The organism is Photobacterium indicum, from assembly GCF_003026215.1.
Taxonomy (GTDB): Bacteria; Pseudomonadota; Gammaproteobacteria; order Enterobacterales; family Vibrionaceae; genus Photobacterium; species Photobacterium indicum.
In genome coordinates, this window is record NZ_PYOC01000009.1 from 70464 (window position 1) to 90095 (window position 19632).

17 protein-coding genes are annotated in these 19632 nt (G+C 41.6%); 9 read left to right on the forward strand and 8 right to left on the reverse strand.

Annotated features, from left to right (window positions below; all coding sequences use genetic code 11):
• Nucleotides 1–122 precede the first annotated feature (122 nt).
• Both C9J47_RS20005 and C9J47_RS20010 read right to left on the reverse strand, forming a co-directional pair.
• Nucleotides 123–3224, reverse strand: a complete 3102-nt coding sequence (locus C9J47_RS20005) for an efflux RND transporter permease subunit (RefSeq protein ID WP_107255077.1) — start codon at nucleotides 3222–3224, stop codon at nucleotides 123–125.
• Nucleotides 3225–3227: 3 nt separating this feature from the next.
• Entirely contained in the window at nucleotides 3228–4355 is a 1128-nt protein-coding gene (locus C9J47_RS20010; RefSeq protein WP_107255078.1) for an efflux RND transporter periplasmic adaptor subunit, read from the reverse strand.
• Nucleotides 4356–4496: 141 nt separating this feature from the next.
• Here C9J47_RS20010 and C9J47_RS20015 point away from each other — a divergent pair, with 141 nt between their 5' ends.
• From C9J47_RS20015 to C9J47_RS20020, 3 genes are all read left to right on the forward strand, one after another.
• A complete protein-coding gene (locus tag C9J47_RS20015; RefSeq protein ID WP_107255079.1) occupies nucleotides 4497–5432 on the forward strand; it encodes a LysR family transcriptional regulator in 936 nt (311 codons plus the stop codon).
• Between the two features lie 229 nt (nucleotides 5433–5661).
• Complete coding sequence (locus tag C9J47_RS27170) at nucleotides 5662–5799, forward strand: hypothetical protein (protein WP_170107552.1); 138 nt, start codon at nucleotides 5662–5664, stop codon at nucleotides 5797–5799.
• 35 nt (nucleotides 5800–5834) lie between these two features.
• Entirely contained in the window at nucleotides 5835–7073 is a 1239-nt protein-coding gene (locus C9J47_RS20020; protein ID WP_107255080.1) for an MFS transporter, read from the forward strand.
• Between the two features lie 146 nt (nucleotides 7074–7219).
• Here the strand turns inward: C9J47_RS20020 and htpX are convergent, their stop codons facing one another.
• Nucleotides 7220–8098, reverse strand: a complete 879-nt coding sequence (htpX, locus tag C9J47_RS20025; RefSeq protein WP_107255081.1) for a protease HtpX — start codon at nucleotides 8096–8098, stop codon at nucleotides 7220–7222.
• Between the two features lie 602 nt (nucleotides 8099–8700).
• Here htpX and C9J47_RS20030 point away from each other — a divergent pair.
• The 3 genes from C9J47_RS20030 (at nucleotide 8701) to C9J47_RS27175 (ending at nucleotide 11337) form a co-directional block, all read left to right on the forward strand.
• Complete coding sequence (locus tag C9J47_RS20030; RefSeq protein WP_107255082.1) at nucleotides 8701–10191, forward strand: SulP family inorganic anion transporter; 1491 nt, start codon at nucleotides 8701–8703, stop codon at nucleotides 10189–10191.
• A 10-nt stretch (nucleotides 10192–10201) separates the two neighbouring features.
• Nucleotides 10202–11050 (forward strand): universal stress protein, encoded by an 849-nt coding sequence (locus C9J47_RS20035; protein WP_107255083.1) that lies wholly within the window; start codon nucleotides 10202–10204, stop codon nucleotides 11048–11050.
• A 122-nt stretch (nucleotides 11051–11172) separates the two neighbouring features.
• Entirely contained in the window at nucleotides 11173–11337 is a 165-nt protein-coding gene (locus C9J47_RS27175; protein ID WP_041394385.1) for a hypothetical protein, read from the forward strand.
• 93 nt (nucleotides 11338–11430) lie between these two features.
• Here the strand turns inward: C9J47_RS27175 and bioD are convergent, their stop codons facing one another.
• Genes bioD through bioB form a run of 4 tightly spaced genes read right to left on the reverse strand, consistent with a single transcriptional unit; the run spans nucleotide 11431 to nucleotide 15150 of the window.
• On the reverse strand, nucleotides 11431–12111 hold the full coding sequence (bioD, locus tag C9J47_RS20040) for a dethiobiotin synthase (protein ID WP_107255084.1): 681 nt from the start codon (nucleotides 12109–12111) through the stop codon (nucleotides 11431–11433).
• On the reverse strand, nucleotides 12104–12943 hold the full coding sequence (gene bioC / locus C9J47_RS20045) for a malonyl-ACP O-methyltransferase BioC (protein WP_107255085.1): 840 nt from the start codon (nucleotides 12941–12943) through the stop codon (nucleotides 12104–12106). Before bioC ends, bioD begins: the two co-directional genes overlap by 8 nt.
• Nucleotides 12933–14111, reverse strand: coding sequence for an 8-amino-7-oxononanoate synthase (gene bioF, locus C9J47_RS20050; RefSeq protein ID WP_107255086.1), 1179 nt, complete (start codon nucleotides 14109–14111; stop codon nucleotides 12933–12935). The genes bioC and bioF overlap by 11 nt, the downstream gene beginning before the upstream one ends.
• Entirely contained in the window at nucleotides 14098–15150 is a 1053-nt protein-coding gene (gene bioB / locus C9J47_RS20055; RefSeq protein WP_107255087.1) for a biotin synthase BioB, read from the reverse strand. Before bioB ends, bioF begins: the two co-directional genes overlap by 14 nt.
• Nucleotides 15151–15323: 173 nt before the next feature.
• On the opposite strand from bioB, the gene bioA reads away from it, so the two are divergent.
• Nucleotides 15324–16586, forward strand: a complete 1263-nt coding sequence (gene bioA, locus C9J47_RS20060; RefSeq protein ID WP_107255169.1) for an adenosylmethionine--8-amino-7-oxononanoate transaminase — start codon at nucleotides 15324–15326, stop codon at nucleotides 16584–16586.
• A 137-nt stretch (nucleotides 16587–16723) separates the two neighbouring features.
• Nucleotides 16724–17287, forward strand: coding sequence for an LON peptidase substrate-binding domain-containing protein (locus tag C9J47_RS20065; RefSeq protein WP_107255170.1), 564 nt, complete (start codon nucleotides 16724–16726; stop codon nucleotides 17285–17287).
• Between the two features lie 75 nt (nucleotides 17288–17362).
• Here the strand turns inward: C9J47_RS20065 and mlc are convergent, their stop codons facing one another.
• Nucleotides 17363–18577, reverse strand: coding sequence for a sugar metabolism global transcriptional regulator Mlc (gene mlc / locus C9J47_RS20070; RefSeq protein WP_107255088.1), 1215 nt, complete (start codon nucleotides 18575–18577; stop codon nucleotides 17363–17365).
• A 281-nt stretch (nucleotides 18578–18858) separates the two neighbouring features.
• Here mlc and queE point away from each other — a divergent pair, with 281 nt between their 5' ends.
• On the forward strand, nucleotides 18859–19527 hold the full coding sequence (gene queE / locus C9J47_RS20075) for a 7-carboxy-7-deazaguanine synthase QueE (protein ID WP_107255089.1): 669 nt from the start codon (nucleotides 18859–18861) through the stop codon (nucleotides 19525–19527).
• Nucleotides 19528–19632 lie beyond the last annotated feature (105 nt).

The window sequence follows — 19632 nt, forward strand, 5'->3', positions numbered from 1 at the left end:
CTTTCACTCTTTCATTGTGAATAGAGCGAGTTATATCAACCTAATGTTGGCATTAATAATCAAACCCAAAGAGAGGGATTAGAACCTCTCTCTTTGAGTTATCATCTATATAGCCACTAAGGTTACCCTGTCACAGGAGTTGCATCTTTCATTGTTTCTTTTTGCTTATTTGGAATTCGGAAAATAAGCACGTAGCTCACTGGTAACACAATCAATGTGAGCAAAGTGGCAAAACCTAGACCAAATATAATCGTGACGGCCATTGATTTAAAAAATGGGTCAAACAATAACGGGATCATACCAAGCATTGTCGTAATGGCCGCCATACACACAGGACGAACACGACTCACTGAAGATTCAAATACGGCATCATACGGATCTTTACCCTCAGCCAATTCAACCTGGATTTGATCAACCAATACAATCCCATTTTTAATGACCATACCGCTTAAACTTAATGTACCCAGTATCGCCATGAAGCTAAATGGTGCATCGAATATCAATAAGCCAGCAGCAATGCCTATAAGCGCTAAAGGCACATTGAACCAAATGATCAGCGGGAGTCTTACGGAATTAAACAGTACAACAGTGATCAAGAACATCGCTAAATAACCCAATGGTAAAGAGCTAGCAATACCTGCTTGTGCTTCACCTGCTGTTTCATATTCGCCTCCCCACTCCAGTTCATACCCTGCAGGCAGAGGGATCGCTTCTATTTTAGGGCGTAATATCTTTAGCACTGAATCTGCTGTTTCATTACTACCTAATAGTGGGTCAGCTAATACGGTTAATACCCGTTTGCGATCGCGACGCATAATAATAGGATTTTCCCACTCAGTATCGAATGACGATACAATTTGGGTTACTGGTACAAACGCACTATTTTCAGCACTCCACACCTGCAGCTTTAATAAACTATCGGCATCAAGGCGCTCTTGCTCTGGTGCACGTGCAACAATGGGCAATAAATGCGATTGTTCACGATACGTACCAACCGACATACCACTAAAGTTAATCAGCATGGCTGTATCAAGATCTTGTTTACTGATACCCACTTTTTTGGCTTGAGCATTATTCACTTGTGGACGAACAACATTCACCTGATTACGCCAATTATGACGAATATTTTCAGCTGTCGGCTCATCAATCATGATCTGCTCTGCCTGAGTAGCAAGCTGACGCAGTACAACGGGATCTTCACCATAGAATCGCGCTTCAATTGCAGCGGCTGGTGATGGGCCATTACTCAGCAACTTCACGCGAAACTCAGCTTCAGGATAATTGTCACGCAATACTTTCGTGAGTTCAGGTACGCCTGCATTCAACGATTCTAAATCTGTCATTTCGATAATTAACTGCGCATACGCGTCGTAGCCTTTTTCTGGCACATACGGTAAGACGAATCTTTGTGCACCTTGGCCTATCACCGAAGTGACATTTTTAAGCCCAACGCCAACCTCTTTGTCGGTTGCGATAATTTTCTCTTCAAGTTCGCGTACAAAACCTTCTGTTGATCGAATATCTGAGCCTTCTGGCAACCATACATCAACAAAGAAAATAGGCGTACTTGATGGAGGGAAGAATACATTTTTCACATGCCCCATACCCACTATCGCTACAAACAACATGGCAATAACTAAGCCTAAACTGAGCACACGAAATCGCATGGCTAACGAAAGCATTGAACGATAAGCCGTAAAGAACCAGCCTTTATATAAGTCTTCAGTCGTATCGCTAACGTCGCCATCTTTAAATAATAAATTACAGAAAAATGGCGTAATGGTAATCGCTGTAACCCAACTGATAAACAGTGAAACTAGCAGCACTTGAAATAACGATTTACAGAATTCACCGGTGGCATTTTGTGACAACCCAATCGGTGCAAAGGCTAAAATAGCAATAATTGTCGCGCCCAATAATGGCCATTGGGTTTGCTTAACTACCTGACCTGCCGCTTCATAACGGGTTTGACCCCGTTTTATACCGATTAAAATGCCTTCAGTGACCACAATGGCGTTATCGACCAGCATACCTAATGCAATAATGAGTGCGCCCAATGAGATAATTTGCAGCTGAATATTCAATATACTCATCACAATGAACGTACCAAAAATAGTCAGTAACAGCACTGCACCCATTAATAGCCCAGAGCGCACGCCCATGAATACCAATAGCACCACGATCACAATTGCCACAGACTCAGCAAGGTTGATCAAAAAACCCGTAACAGACACATCAACCATTGCACCTTGGTCATACACGGTGTTCAAGCTCATTCCTATCGGTAAACCTGATTCAAACTGTGTGATCTTTGCTGATATTTCATTCGAGATATCAACAACATTGACACCTTGGCTAAAGGATATTCCTAAAGACAGCGCATTCTCGCCCATATTGTGATAAATCAGCTTTGGTGTTTCAGTTTCCGTTTTATAGACATTAGCAATATCACCCAGATACACCATGTCTTTGCTAGTTGGTGGGCTCACCAGTAAGCGTTTCATATCAGTAACATCGATAAACTCGCCCGTAGGATGAATACGAATTCGCCCTTCACCTACTCGAATTTTTCCGGCGTTAGATACACCATTTTGATTCTTTATTTGGCTGTATATCGTATTTTGATCAAGCCCTAATGTGGCCAATTTCTGTTGGCTAATTTCGACAACGACTTGCTCTTGCGGATCGCCGACGACAGAAACCTTTTTAACACCCTTAATTAATACCAATTCTCGACGTAGGTAATTGGCATAATTTTTAAGTTCTCGGTAGCTATATCCTTCACCTGTGATGTTCATTAAAACACCGTAGACATCGGAAAAATCATCAATCACTTGCGGCATTACAGCGCCTGGCGGTAAATCGGCAACCGCATCATTCACCTTACGACGTAGCTCATCCCAGATCTGTGGCAGGGCTTTCGCGTCGTACTGCTCTTTCATCTCGATTTCAATTTGAGATAAACCCGCACTATTGATCGATGTAATATGCTTTATCTGTGGCATCTGCTGAATAGCATCTTCCAACCGAAGCGTTACTTCTTCTTCAACTTGTTCAGGTGAAGCCCCTGGGTAAGCCGTAATAACAAGGGCATTTTTTAATGTAAATTCAGGAAATTCTAATTGGCCTAATCCCGTAAATGAAATTCCACCACCAATTAACATCAGTAAAATAAACATCCAACTGATGACTTTGTTTTTGATACTGTAATGCGCGATATTCATCAATTACACGCCTCTTTCCCAGCGAAGGGGTTTTACTTCCATGCCTGATTTAATCGCATTCGCCCCCACACTGACGATTTGATCGCCTTTGTTTAATCCAGATAACACTTCAATACCATTCGTTCGCACTTGCCCTAACGTCACGATCACAGATTCAACTCTGTTACTATCTTGATTGTATCGCCACACTTTGATCTGGTTATCGTTATCCGCTTTCACGATGGCTGATTGCGGCAAAATAGTGAGAAAATCGCTTATCCCATTATCTTGAGAACGACGGTGATCGATTGACATATCGAGTAATAATTCAGCACTCATACCCGGAATCACGTTCAAGCCATCTTCGGGTTTAAAACTAAAGGTAACGGCATAAGTTTGTGTACCAGGGCTAACTTTACTAGAGCTCTCTTTAAAACGAACAGGATAAGTCGTCACACTTTCACCTTGAGAAACAAAGCGCACGCGTGGCATGTAATGTTCATCTAAGTTCTTTTTATTTAAACGTATGATGAGTGATTCAGGCACTTGAATAGTGACATCCATAAGCTGATCACCTTGCAACGATAATACGACCTGCGATGCTTGAATCATTTGATAGTTATCAGATTCAACTTTGGCAACAATGCCTGAAAAAGGGGCTGTTAAATTGGTATATTGCAGTTGGTCTCTAGCTGAATTCAATGATGATTTAGCAGACTTTAATGTGGCTTTTGCAGAATCAAACTCTGCTTTCGAAATAAGTTTTCGGGCTAATAACTGTTCTTTACGGTTGTAATCGGCATTGGCTAAATCGTAATTTGCTTCTGAATTTAATAGCGCATTCTTAGCATCTCGATCATCCAGTTTCGCCAACAATTGCCCTTTGTTAACTTTCTGACCTTCAATTAAATCTAATGTAACCAGTTCACCACTCACACGGAAAGCTAAATCTGCTTGTTGATTGGCCACCAATTCAGCAGGAAAAATTCGACTTTGTTCAAACGCTACATCACCAATTGTGATTAATTTTACCGGACGCACGGTGGCAGTTTCTACCACAGCACTCTCTGCAGAGTCACACCCTGTCAGAACTGAGCTCATTAAAACAGTTCCTAGCACCAGTGCTAACAAACTCGGTTTGGCTGACATCATTGAATTATTCCTTAAAGTTATCTTTCACCGCAAACTATAACCTGATAACGTGTTCTGAATAACCGAACGATATAGAACTGAGAGTTTCACTTTATGGAACGCTTAATCTATTGATCTATCATTAACTCTGTGAGCAACATCATGAAAACAGAAGATCTCAAGCTCTTTCACCAAATTGTGGATACGGGTAGCTTAAATCGCGCATCTGAAATTTTCGACTTACCAAAATCAAACATTAGCCGACGTATCAAATCACTGGAAGAAGAGCTGAATATTCTGCTGTTTCATCGCCAAAACCGCGCTTTGCAGCTAACAGAAGCAGGTACCAAGTTCTACACAAAAACCAAAGCGATGCTGATTGATTTGGAAGCGAGTATTCAAGAAATCACTGCACCGACTTATGAAGTATCTGGGCACCTACGCATTCAATTACTGCCCTTTCCTGAGATTCTTGATATTGGCCGAATGATTTTCACATTCATGGATATGTACCCGAAGATCAGTGTCGAGATCATTACCAGTGCAGAAGACAAAAATATGGTCGAGAATCACATTGATATTGCGCTGCGTGTTGCTGAAGGCAAAACCCTTGAAGATTCCAGCTTGGTGGCTCGTCCATTCAAACATGCCTCTTTCGGATTTTTCTGTACACAGGAATATGTAGAACAACACGGCATGCCACAAACTGCTGACGATTTACGTAAACTGAATGTTATTCGCTTTCGTTTTCCCAACGGACAAATATACGGCAACCTGCCTTTTGGCAAAAATGAAACGGTAGAAGTGTCGGGTAACTTAATAACGAACAGCGTGTCACTGTGTATGGAGGCTTGCTTGCAGAACCGAGGCATCATCTTTATTCCAGAAGATATTGGTAATTATTATCTAGAACGTGACATGTTAATACGCTTATTCGAACATATAGAACCGTCTATTAATTATGGTTGGCTGGTGTATCCATCGCGTAAAAACCTGACCTTAGCTGCTCGTACTTTTGTGGAATTCATATTAGCTGAAGTCGAAAAAGAACCAATTTGCGGGCTTATTAAAACCGATGTACGTGGAATAGTAGTGTGATTTTTTATTCATCGGCTGTCGTAAGATCTATCATCATCAATATATTGTGTTAAACCCACCAACAGCGTAATGCATATTTTGGAACAAACTGTCATCAGTTACCCTGAATATGCTCACTTCCCTATCAAAGTGCATATTATGCATAACCGTCCTGATTTTTATTCATTTGTGTCATGCCGCTGAGTTACCTATTATCCGCGCTCGCTAATTTTGGCGATTGGAGGCACTGATGTTTTCACAATCATTATTTGCGCAGCTATTACGCATGCTAGTACTGCTCATAATCACACTTTTTGGCGTGCATCACTGTCAACCTTTACTCGATGCGTTGGCGCAACACGCCACCAGTGGTGGTTGCCACCAATAATCATCTATCGAACACGACAATAAAGAGCACCATTAATGAGTATTTTTCGTTTTCCACTACTAGTATGGTTGGGAATAGGGACGCTAATTATTAGTCTTGGGATAAGACAATCTTTCGGCATTTTCATGATGCCGATTTCTGATTCATTCAATACCGGTCGAGAGTTCTTTAGCTTTACGATCGCACTGCAAAACCTGCTTTTTGGTCTGTTCCAACCTTTCGTTGGTATGGCAGCCGATCGCTGGGGATCACGCCGTATCATTACCGTTGGGGCAATATCGTATGCGGCCGGCTTGTATCTGACCTCTTTAGCGACTGAACCTAGCATTCTTTATGTCACCTTTGGTGCTTTGATCGGTTTTGGTTTAAGTGCCACCAGCTATGTGATTATTTTAGGAACTATTGCTCGCGTAGTACCCGCAGAACATACGGCAAAAGCTTTTGGTTTAACCACAGCCGCTGGCTCATTTGGCATGTTTGCCGTCATACCTGGCGCACAATCACTCATGAATATATACGATTGGCAAACAACGTTACAAATTTTTGCTCTAGCATGCTGTGTGATCATCGCTTTTGCCAGCTTCATGAAAACGGCCAACAAAGAAGCTAAGTCTTCATTAAAAGCAGTGTCTACTGCACCGAAAATAGATGATACACAAACCTTACGCGAAGCATTGAAAGAAGCCTTTAACAATAAAAGTTACTGGTTAATTCATGCGGGATTTTTTGTTTGTGGCTTTCATGTCATGTTTATTGCCACTCACCTTCCTAGCTATTTAGCCGATAAAGGGCTGCCGGGATCAACAGCTGCGATGGCGCTCGCCTACGTCGGTATTTTTAATATTTTCGGGTCGTACTTTTGGGGCGTGATGGGTGACAAGTTCGATAAACGCTATGTAATGACATCGCTATATTTAATACGAACTGTTGTGATTGCAGCTTTTGTGACATTACCTGTAACAGTTGATACCGCGGCTATTTTTGGTGGTGCTATTGGTTTTTGCTGGCTAGGCACAGTGCCACTAACCTCGGGCTTAGTACGTCAAATGTTTGGAGCTCGATACATGTCGACACTATATGGGCTCGTATTTTTCACTCACCAGGTAGGTAGTTTCTTAGGGGCTTGGGTCGGTGGTCGTATTTATGACTATTACGGCAGCTACGAACCAATTTGGTGGTCTACTGTCTTTCTCGCCTTCTGCGCAGCATTAATTCACTTGCCGATAAATGACAAGCCCGTTCCTCGTTTAGCTACATTGAGTGCAGCGGCATAACAAGGGTAATACCACATCCAATAAAAAACCCTTTTGCCCTGTTACTCGTCGTAACATAAGGTCAAAAGGGTTTGCTTTATCTATAATCAAATAAGATCATCTATAATCAAATAACGTAACGTTTATAAACGCTTAGCTATTCTTGATTAAAGGTGCTCACCACGGCGCAAAGCATCAATACGCTTGTCTAGCGGTGGGTGAGTCATAAACAATTCAGACAATGATTTTTTACCATTGATACCGAATGCCATCATAGAGCCTTCTAGCTGTGGCTCATGGCTCACTTTCAAACGCTCTAACGCTGCAATCATCTTTTCTTTACCGACTAAGTTCGCAGAACCCGCGTCCGCTTTAAATTCACGGTGTCGGCTATACCACATTGTTAGAATGCTTGCTAAGAAGCCAAACAGTACTTCCATAATTGAAGATACGATGAAGTACGTTATGTAGCTGCCGCCTCCGCCTTCCTCATCACTGTTATTAACACCACTGATTGCACCCGCCACTAAACGAGAAACAAAAATGACAAAGGTATTCACAACACCTTGCATCAAGGTCATCGTTACCATATCACCATTAGAGATATGGCTGATTTCATGAGCAAGTACCGCTTCAGCTTCATCACGTGTCATGCTGTGAAGCAAACCCGTTGATACCGCAACAAGTGAATCATCACGCTTAGCGCCTGTTGCAAATGCGTTGATATCAGCAGAGTCATAAACAGCAACGGTTGGCATACCAATGCCCGCTTGTTGCGCTTGACGAGAAACTGTTTCCATCAACCAGTGCTCTGTTTCATTGCGAGGGTGTTCAATAACTGAACCACCGACAGAACGAAGAGCCATCTTCTTTGACATGAAGAGTGAGAATAGCGAGCCACCAAAACCGAACAGCGCAGCCATTACCAATAAGCCAGATAGGCTACCAGGCTGCATACCTGTTACAGCATAAACAACATTCAAGACAACGCTGAATACCAGCATTACGGCAAGGTTGGTTGCCAAGAACAGAGCAATTCGCTTCATATTTCCAATTATCTCCAATAAATAAAAGAAGCTTCAAATACATAATAGATGGTATGTGCCACCTACAGTTTAGTTAATATATGGTCGTTCAAAGCAATTACAAGTGAAAGAACATAATTGTTACCATTCGTATCAAAGTAAAAAATGACTATTAAATTTAATGCGTTGATATTACATAGCTAAATTCAAGGATTACAGCCCTTGTTATTAAAACGTTACAATTCCAGTGCGGCATAATGTCAATGTTTATAATTGTTACCACTCAGATGTTATAACAATCACGGCTTACTTAGAGCTGAACACCGTACAATACAATGAATATTTGGCCTACATACGCACTTGTTTCTTCCAATCTTTATCTCTACAATGTGCGCCTACACATTTTGTGGATATAAACTTTTGACGATCACTCCGCCTTAGACAATCACTTCGGAACACTCTCGTTCCACTAAATCACTATCTAGGTAGCACTCTTGCTGCCCATCTTGCTGTGCGTTTTTAATCGCTAACAGCACCCCCTATAAAATTTGTCGCTACATTTTTATCAGGTTATTACCTGATGGTTTCCGTTCGCGCAAATTTTAATAATTTGAGTATATTGAATGTTAGATACTGTAAAAAAAGACTGGTTCTTCAATGTGAAGGGCGATCTTCTTGCTGGCCTTGTTGTTGCTTTGGCACTTATTCCTGAAGCTATTGCCTTCTCAATTATTGCTGGTCTCGATCCGAAAGTCGGTCTTTATGCGTCATTTTCTATGGCAGTTATTATTGCATTTACAGGCGGCAGGCCTGGCATGATTTCAGCTGCAACCGGTGCAATGGCGTTACTGATGGTCACGTTAGTAAAAGATCATGGGTTAGAATACCTCTTAGCGGCAACCGTGCTCACTGGCGTTATACAAATAGCCGCTGGGTATCTTAAACTAGGCAGCTTAATGCGTTTTGTTTCTCGCTCGGTTGTCACTGGTTTTGTAAATGCGCTCGCCATTTTAATTTTCATGGCACAGTTACCAGAGCTGACGAATGTAACTTGGCACGTTTACGCAATGACAGTTGCTGGTTTGGGTATTATTTACCTGTTCCCCTACCTACCCGTTATCGGAAAATTATTACCTTCTCCTTTAGTGTGTATTGTTTCTCTCACCATTGTTTCTATCTTGCTCGGTTTAGATATTAAAACCGTGGGTGATATGGGGCAGCTTCCCGATACACTTCCTATTTTCCTTTGGCCTGATGTTCCTTTAAACCTAGAAACATTGATGATCATTCTTCCCTACTCGCTTGGGTTAGCGGCTGTTGGCTTACTTGAATCCCTAATGACAGCAACCATTGTTGATGATCTTACTGATACAGAAAGTGATAAAAACCGTGAATGTAAAGGTCAAGGCTTAGCGAATATTGGCGCGGGTTTGATGGGTGGTATGGCGGGCTGTGCAATGATCGGCCAGTCAATAATCAACATTAAGTCAGGCGGTCGTAGTCGGTTATCGTGTTTATCGGCAGGCGTGTTCTTATTAGTGATGGTGGTTTTCCTCGGTGATTGGCTCAAGCAGATCCCAATGGCTGCGTTAGTTGCCGTCATGATTATGGTATCAATTGGTACATTCTCATGGGATTCGCTACGAAACCTAAAAAAGCATCCGCTTTCGAGCAATATTGTGATGGTGGTTACCGTTGCTGTGGTAGTTGCCAGTCATAATCTCGCTATCGGCGTTTTTGTCGGTGTATTACTCGCGGCTTTATTCTTTGCAAACAAAATCAGTCGTTTTATGGTGGTGAAAAGTGCTGACAACACCGCTAGTGCATCACGTCACTATAAAGTGATAGGACAAATATTCTTTGCCTCTTCAGAGCAATTTTTGAAGTCATTTGATTTTAAAGAAGTATTAGATCACGTCACTATCGATCTTTCTTCCGCCCACTTTTGGGATATCACCTCAGTATCAGCACTTGATAAAGTCGTTATCAAATTCCGTCGTGAAGGTGCAACCGTTGAGTTAATTGGAATGAATGAAGCAACAAATACCATTGTCGATAAATTTGGTATTCACGACAAACCTGAAGAAGTTGAAAAACTAATGGCTGGTCACTAAGGAATTTATAATGAAAAATATTATCGCGTGTATTGATGGTTCATCCATGTCGACATCTGTGTGTGATGCTAGCATTTGGGCAGCCAAGCACTTAGACATCCCTTTAAAAATACTCCATGTATTAGATAAATCAGAATACCCTGTAACAAGCGAGTTATCAGGCAGTATTGGATTAGGCAGCCGAGAGCAACTTCTTGAAGATTTAACCGCGTTAGATGAACAACGCAGTAAATTGGCCCTTAAGCATGGGAAGTATTTACTTGCCGATATGATGGAAAGAGCGAATCAGCAAGGTTTGCCTAACGTTATTAAGCAACAAAGACACGGTGACTTTGTTGAATCTTTGCTTGATATTGAAGCTGAAACTCGCTTACTGGTTATTGGGAAATCAGGTGAGGCACATCAAAATCAAACCACCGCTATTGGTTCTCAACTTGAAAGTGTTATTCGCTCTATAAAGGCACACACCTTAGTCGCAATAAAACCGTTTAACGAACCAACGTCGTTCATGATTGCGTTTGATGGTAGTGATATCAGCCTAAAACTCATCGATAAAGCGATAAAAACCCCATTATTAAATGGATTAACTTGCCACTTAGTGATGGTGAAAGACGAGAATGATCGCACAGAATCTTTCCATGTAGCCGCTAAGAAATTACGTGCTGCAAATATCGATGTCTTGGAAAAAATCATTGAGGGCGATATCCACTCTGCACTGGTGCACTATCAAACACACAATGATATTGGTCTTATTGTGATGGGCGCTTATGGGCATTCACGCGTTAGGCAGTTTTTCTTAGGCAGTAATACCACTGAAATGCTAACCAAAAGCCAAGTGCCGCTCTTACTCATTCGCTAAAAATGAGATGCAGATATGATAAGGCTAAATCTTAGACTTTAGTCTTATTGCATCGAGTGCGCATATTGATTATTGTTGATGTCAGGTGTTTTAAACACCAGTCTATTTATCAAGGAGGAATGATGGCCGACAAAGAGAACTACAAAGTTGCGATTGATATTCTTTGCTGTCATCTTGGTATGTCAGTTGATGAAGCTCATAAGGAATTAGGGCTTGATGCATCAGGTAAACCTAAACTGACAAATACCCAAGAAGCACTTATCGGATTAACAGGCGATAACAGCTAAGATGATTTAGTTTTAGAGAATTGAATTATAAAAAGGCACTTTTCAGTGCCTTTTTTCATGTCTAGTATTTACTAACTTACACACTAAACAACGCTATAAACCTAACGCACTTAAATCAATATACTTTGATAAGTCACGTTTTTTAATTGCTGGCATGTATGGGATTTCGCCCATCTTTTTACCTGGCAGATTGTGCTCTAGCATTTTAATAATATCAGCATAGTTTTCTGTGCCTGGATTGATACGATTAGCAACCCAACCAACTAACTCTAAACCATCATTTTTAATCGCTTCTGCAGTAAGCATTGCATGGCTTAAACAACCCAGCTTTATACCCACAACCAAGATAACAGGCAGCTTTTCACGCTTTACCCAACTTGATAGAAAATCGGTATGAGAAATCGGCACACGCCAGCCACCAGCACCTTCGATAAGGACGGCTTCTGATTTACTTTTAAGATGCTCTAAGCCTGCGCTTAATACATCAAAATCTATCACCTGCCCTTCTTGCTCTGCCGCAAGGTGGGGAGAAATGGCGGCTTCGAATGCGTATGGATTAACTTCTTGATAGTCCAGTTCAACCACTGAAGCACCTTGAATATACAATGCGTCTGAATTACGCATCCCTTCATCTGTTGGTTTGCTATCTGATGCTACAGGCTTATAACCCGCCATCTTAATATTCGCGCTACCAGCTGCGTGTAAAATTGCGCGAGAGGCTACAGTTTTACCTACTTCGGTATCTGTACCTGTAAGAAAGAAAGCGTTAGTCATTTATTATTACTCCAAAACAGACTTGATATGTAGCAGGCAGTTGACCATTCTCATCTCGAAACTCATTGTAGGCGCTCTCTAATGCCATGATCGTTTTACGACCGGCCAAGCCTGCTTTGCGCCCTTGTGGTAAATGAGTCGCCCCTATCCCTTTTAGGTCCTTCATGAGTCCAACTGCCGCTGGGTAATTCACCCTAATTGGTTTGAAGTCTAGGGTATCGATTGCCCCTCCCGCTTGAGCCAGCGCAAGTTTTATCGCCTTTTGCGAAAGAAAATGATTCACATGTTGATATCGATCAACCTCTTGCCATGCCTGTGAAAGCTCAAATAACGAACCCTCTACTAAAGTGGTAAACATAATTCGTCCACCTGGCTTTACCACACGCCGCAACTCTTTCAATGGTACAGACAGGTCATCACACCACTGCAGGGCAAGGCTGCTGAACGCAACATCAAACTGATTATCTTCAATCGGTAAGTTTTCAGCATCCGCTTCTAAATAGGTAACACAATCCCCGCAACGAGACTTAGCCTGTGCCAGCATTTCTATCGACAAATCAGCGGCAGAAACATCATAACCACGTTGCATTAATTGTTCTGAAAAATACCCCGTGCCGCACCCTAAATCTAATACGCGAGTACCTGTGGGAATAACGGCAGGTAAACGCTCAAGCAACTGATGACCAACAATGCGCTGAAAAGCAGCCGCTTTATCGTAATGCTTAGCTGCACGGCCAAATGCTTCTGCCACGGCTTGTTTATCAATTCGAGGAATGTTGTTTGTTTTAAATTCTGCTTTGTCATGGGTGACAGCATTAACTTTATTCATCATTAATCACCTCATTTAACGTTGTTGCTAATCGTTTAATATCTTGTTCTGTGTGTGCGGCTGTTAACGTTATTCTTAAACGTGCACTATTTACGGGTACGGTTGGTGGTCTAATTGCACTTACCCATAAACCTTTCGCTTTTAATGCATTGGAAACCGATAACGCTTTATGACTATCACCAATAATTAAAGGCTTGATAGGCGTGTGCGTATCAACCAGTTGTATTGAGTTCTCGACACTTTCAAAGAGTAAGTGCCCTAAATCGTGCAATTTTTCACGACGCCAATCATCTGATTGAATAAGACGACAAGCTGCACTTAACGCGTGAGCTTGTGATGGAGGCATTGACGTCGAATAAATGAAATGGCGAGCAAATTGAATCAAGTATTCAGCAGTATCGTTATTGCACATGACAGCAGCACCTGATAATCCAAAGGCTTTACCAAATGTCACAATAAGTATGTCGGCTTTCACCCCTGAAAAGTCACAACTGCCTCGCCCTTTATCACCCAATACCCCACAGCCATGTGCATCATCAACCATTAACCACGCATCATGCTGGCTACATTGCTCAGAAATTGTAGCCAACGGTGATAGATCACCATCCATGCTGAAGACCCCTTCAGTAATCACTAATGGGTTAATAGACGGAGATTTATCATTGGTTTGATGAAGTAAGCGAGTTAATGCAGAGAGATCATTATGAGCGAATCGGCGCATGGTTGCAGGTGATAACAGGCCAGCTTCCATCAATGATGCATGGTTCAATTTATCTTGAATTAATACATCATGCTTATCTGGAATCGTAAACAAAACTGCTTGGTTCGCACTGAAACCGCTATTGAATAATAACGCGCGCTCGTAACCCAGCCAGTCGGCGAGTTGATCTTCTAGTGCTTTGTGAGCGGAATGAAACCCCGTTACTAAAGGTGATGCACCACTACCGGCACCGAACAGGGTTAAGCCCTCTTGCCATGCCGATAGTATGGCGGGATCTTGCGCCAGTCCAAGATAGTCGTTACTTGAAAAGTTAAGTAACGATTTACCTTGATGCTCAACACTTTGATCAGCACGAGACAAACAAGCACGCTGGCGATATAACCCTTGGGTTTCTCGTGCTTCCAGCGCGTGTTTTATTTTGTGGTTAAAACGACGATTAGACAGTGGCATCGTAGAATAAATCATCTTTACCCGGACGCGCAGCAACACGTTGTGCAACCTGCCCTAATAGCTCATGTTCTTGCACTTCATCAGGTTTCGACGCTTGTTCTTGGCTATTAATACCTAGCTTAGCAAACAACTGCATGTCTTTATCTTCACCTGGATTTGGTGTCGTTAATAGCTTACAACCATAGAAGACTGAGTTAGCACCCGCCATGAAGCATAACGTTTGCATCTGTTCATTCATGTCTTCACGACCTGCTGACAAACGTACTGAAGACATTGGCATGATGATACGTGCAACGGCAATGATACGAATGAAATCAAACGGATCGACATCTTCCACATCTTCCATTGGTGTGCCTTTTACTTTCACCAACATATTAATTGGCACACTTTCAGGGTGGGTTGGCAATGTTGCAAGCTCTACCAATAGACCTGCACGGTCACGTGAACTTTCACCCATACCGATAATACCGCCAGAACAAATTTTCATGCCCGCATCGCGCACATGGCTTAATGTGTCTAAGCGATCTTGGTAAGTACGTGTTGTAATAACCTGACCGTAATATTCTGGCGACGTATCAAGGTTATGGTTGTAGTAATCTAAACCTGCATCCGCTAATTCATCGGCTTGACCACCAGTGATCATACCGAGTGTCATACACGTCTCAAGGCCTATATCTTTAACACCGCGGATCATATCCATTAAGTACGGCATATCACGTTCTTTAGGATTCTTCCAAGCAGCGCCCATACAAAAACGCGTAGCACCCGATGTTTTCGCTTTCTGCGCAGCATCCAGTACTTTTTCAACTTCTAATAAACGCTCACGTTCGACATCTGTACGATAATGCGCACTTTGTGGGCAGTATTTACAATCTTCAGGGCATGCACCCGTTTTGATTGAAAGTAATGTACTCACCTGCACCTTGTTAGGTTCATGATATTGGCGGTGTACTTGCTGAGCTTCAAATACAAGATCCATAAACGGCTTTTCAAACAAGGCTTGAACTTCCGCAACTGTCCAATCGTGACGTACTTCCACAGTGTATAACCTCTTTATAGTAATAATATTGTTGCTCTCACTAGAATCCTCTTTTTAAGAAAATATCTGGACCCTAGCGGCTTTCTATACTTGGCTAGTCTACTGAGAGTTAGTAGACTGTCAACATACAATAGACATCAAGGTTTACATCTGTGCAAAAAACAACCAGCAATATTGATTTGGAATTTGACCAACAGCATGTTTGGCACCCCTACACATCAACGATAAATCCGCTGCCTTGTTATCCGGTTGAAAGTGCCAGCGGGGTCTATCTCACATTAGAAGATGGTCGTAAGCTTATCGATGGTATGTCTTCATGGTGGTCAACAATCCATGGCTATAACCACCCAGCTCTTAATCAGGCAGCAAAAAATCAAATCGACAAAATGTCACATGTTATGTTTGGTGGTATTACGCATGAACCTGCTGTCGAACTTTGCCGTAAACTTATCGCCATAACGCCTGAACCTTTACAGCATGTTTTCTTAGCTGATTCTGGTTCTGTTGCGGTTGAAGTCTCGTTAAAAATGGCATTGCAGTATTGGCATGCAAAAGGGCAACGTCGCCCTAAATTCTTAACCGTTCGTCACGGTTACCATGGCGATACATTTGCTGCGATGTCGGTTACCGACCCTGATAATTCCATGCATAGCCTATACAAAGGCTTCTTACCTGAGCACATTTTTGCAGAATCATCAGAACGTGGTTTTTACGAAGAATGGTGTGAAAGTGACATTAGCGATTTCAAAGAGAAGCTAAACAATAATAAAGAACAATTAGCCGCTGTTATTATTGAACCCATTGTTCAAGGTGCAGGAGGCATGCGTATTTACCACCCGATGTACCTCAAACGCATTCGTGAATTATGCGATGAACATGATGTATTATTAATTGCAGACGAAATTGCAACGGGCTTCGGTAGAACAGGAAAAATGTTTGCCTGTGAACATGCAGGAATTAGCCCTGATATTATGTGTGTCGGCAAAGCTCTCACTGGTGGGTACATGACATTGTCGGCTACGCTAGCCACCAAACACGTGGCAGATACAGTATGCAGTGGTGAAGCCGCTTGTTTTATGCACGGTCCCACTTTCATGGGTAACCCGCTAGCATGTGCCGTTGGTAATGCCAGCCTCGAGATTTTAATGCAGAATGAATGGCAGCAACAAGTCTTAAGCATTGAACAACAACTGTCAGAACTATTGCCAGAAATTGGTCAACTTGATTGTGTTAAAGCTGTTAGGTGGTTAGGCGCTATTGGCGTAGTCGAACTGCACGAACCAGTCAATATGGCTGAAATTCAAAAAAGTTTTGTCGATGCTGGAGTATGGATTCGCCCATTTGGCAAACTGATTTACATTATGCCCCCTTTTATTATTACACCACAAGAGCTTAGCTGTCTCACTGTAGCAATAATGCGATCGTTAAAACCATAATAAATTCAGGGGATGATTACTCTTTCGTATTATCGAAAAGCAGACAGATTCCTATATTTGTCTGCTTATACTGAATACTGATCGTTAAAGAAACATCATACGTAATACAGGTATAACGACAGTAAGGGTGACCGATGATACAACTGCCCCTTTTTCCTATGCAAATGTATTTGTTACCAGGTGGTATCAGTAAGCTTAGGATTTTCGAACCACGCTACATACGTTTAGTGAAGCTTGCGATGGCTTGCAATAACGGTTTTGGCTTGTGCATGAAAAATAATGAAACGCTTTGCCATTTTGGTACTCGTGTCATCATTACAGATTTTGAAGCGCTTCCTGATGGGTTACTTGGTATCACTATCAAAGGTGTTGAAAAATTTATAATTAACGACCACTGGGAAGAAGAGGATGGTTTAATTCTCGGCGAGGTAACTATGTTAGAAAATTGGTCAAAATCCGACATTAAATTTGTTGACCGCGATATAGCTAATAGCTTAAAAACCCTTTTTAAGGAGTACCCTGAACATGGTGAGTACTATCAAGAACCTGATTTCAATGACATGACCTGGGTATGCCAGCGATGGTTAGAAATATTACCTCTCGAGACAAATCAAAAACAATGGTTCATGAGCAGAGTTGATAATCGTGCCGCCATGTCTTTTCTTCATACTGTGATTGAAGAAGAATTGAAAAAAAGATAAAACCTACTTTTTATTTGTATATTCAAATAAAAAAACGCAGTTATTCACTGCGTTTTCTATTTTGGGTACAAACGCCTAACCATCAACTAACTTCATTAATAAGTGGCCGTCATACATTGCTTGTTTAACCAGAGCAGCACCAGGCATCGTCGCTTGTGTATAAAAACAACTTTCTTCAACAATTAAATCACGATTATAAACAGGTAAAGATTGATTACGAATACACTCTAATATCGCAGGGTATAACACGCTTTTCGCACGATTAAACTCCCCTCCGATTAAGATTTTATCTGGGTTAAATAAGTTCACCATAATCGCAATAGCTTGCCCAAGATGATGGCCCAGTTCAATAATAATCTGACGCGCTAACGTGTCTCCAGCAACTGCTGCATCACAAATACTTTCAATTGTAAGTGTTGTGCCATGCAAACAAGAAGGGTGACCTTCTTTTAATCGCAGTTCAACTTGTTCTAAAATCGCTTTTAAGCTAGCAACAGTCTCTAAACAACCGTGATTACCACAGAAACAGCGTTTGCCATAAGGCTTAATTTGAATGTGCCCTAACTCACCAACATTACCCGTTTTGCCTTGTAATACTTTGTCATCTAAAATAATACCAGCACCAACACCATTATGAATCGACACTAAAATGGAGTTGGCAACACCTTGGGAGTTACCAAATAACTTCTCAGCCAGCGCCCAAGATCGGGTATCGTTACCAATAAATACTGGTAACCCCGTCGCTTCATGAATAGTCGGACCCAACGCCAAATTTTTCACATCGTAATGTGGCATCTGTAAAACAATACCTTCTTGTGAATTCACCAAGCCTGGCAATGTTAAAGCAATTGCGGTAATTCGATCTAATTCACTGACATGGTTAGCAAAAAATACGTTTATTTCACTAAGTAGTTTATCAATAACAGCATCTTGCTGCAGTTCTTCAATATCTTGGCGTTCTTCCACCAAGATATCGCCACCTAATTCATGCAAAGCAATGGTTAAATAACCACGCCCCAATCGCATTGATAAAAATTGCCAGCCTTCATTAGCAGGCACTAAACCAATCGCAGGACGACCACGACTTAATTTTTCTTGGTACTGCGTTTCTTTGATTAAATGCGCATCTATCAACTCACGCGTAATCTTTGTAATACTTGCAGGTGCTAACAGACTTCGTTTAGATAATTCAATTCGCGAAATAGGCCCAAATAAATCGATGAGTTTGTACACGCTGCCGGCATTATTACGTTTAATGTGGTCAATATGTCCAGGCTGAGCGACATACATGCCATTACTCCCGTCTAAAAATAAAAAATCGATACTTTAAAAAAACAAAAAATAACATTATTTTTCGTTGCGAACTAATTTTTTTACTTTGCGAACTAATTGTGAAGACTATTCTTCTCAGTACGTGATACAAGTCACGAGGAATGAGTAAAGACAAGCACTTTTTGTTCTGACATAATGCCCCGCTTATGTGTTTTGCACATTTAATTTTGAAAATGAAATTTATATTTTTTTGAATCAGAATCCTTCATCACAATTCTGATTCGCCATGAGGTTATACGGTGTACAAGATAAATGAAGTCTTCGAGACAATTCAGGGTGAAGGTACTTTCACTGGTGTTCCTGCGATATTTGTTCGTTTACAGGTTTGTCCTGTTGGTTGCTCATGGTGTGATACCAAGCAAACATGGGATGCAGAACCAACTGATTACGCATCGTTAGATGACATCATGGCAAAAAAAGGGGACTCCCCTCTTTGGACGAATATTGACGCCCAAGGCATTGTCACGTTACTGCAAGATCAAGGCTACACAGCAAGGCATGTGGTTATTACTGGTGGCGAACCTTGCATTTATGACCTTGTGCCATTAACTGCAGCATTAGAAACTGCTGGATTTAACTGCCAGATAGAAACCAGTGGTACATCTGAGGTTCTGGCAACTGAAAACACATGGGTGACGGTTTCCCCTAAAATCAATATGAAAGCGAAGCTGCCCGTTTTAGCTTCAGCACTTTCACGTGCCGATGAAATCAAGCACCCTGTTGGCACAAGTAAAGACATTGAACAGCTTGATGCACTTATTGACGGTGTAACATTAAAACAAAACGTGACCATCGCCCTGCAGCCGATCAGTCAGAAACCGAGAGCAACGGATTTATGTATCGAAACCTGCATTAAACGTAACTGGCGGTTGTCTATTCAGACACACAAATATTTAGCTATTGCTTAAATTCTGACGTTTATATTTTTGTCTACAACGATCGCCAAGTATCACAATTACTGCATATTAAGAAGAACGGTGGCTCATAATGAGGCACCGTTTTTCTTTAAAAAA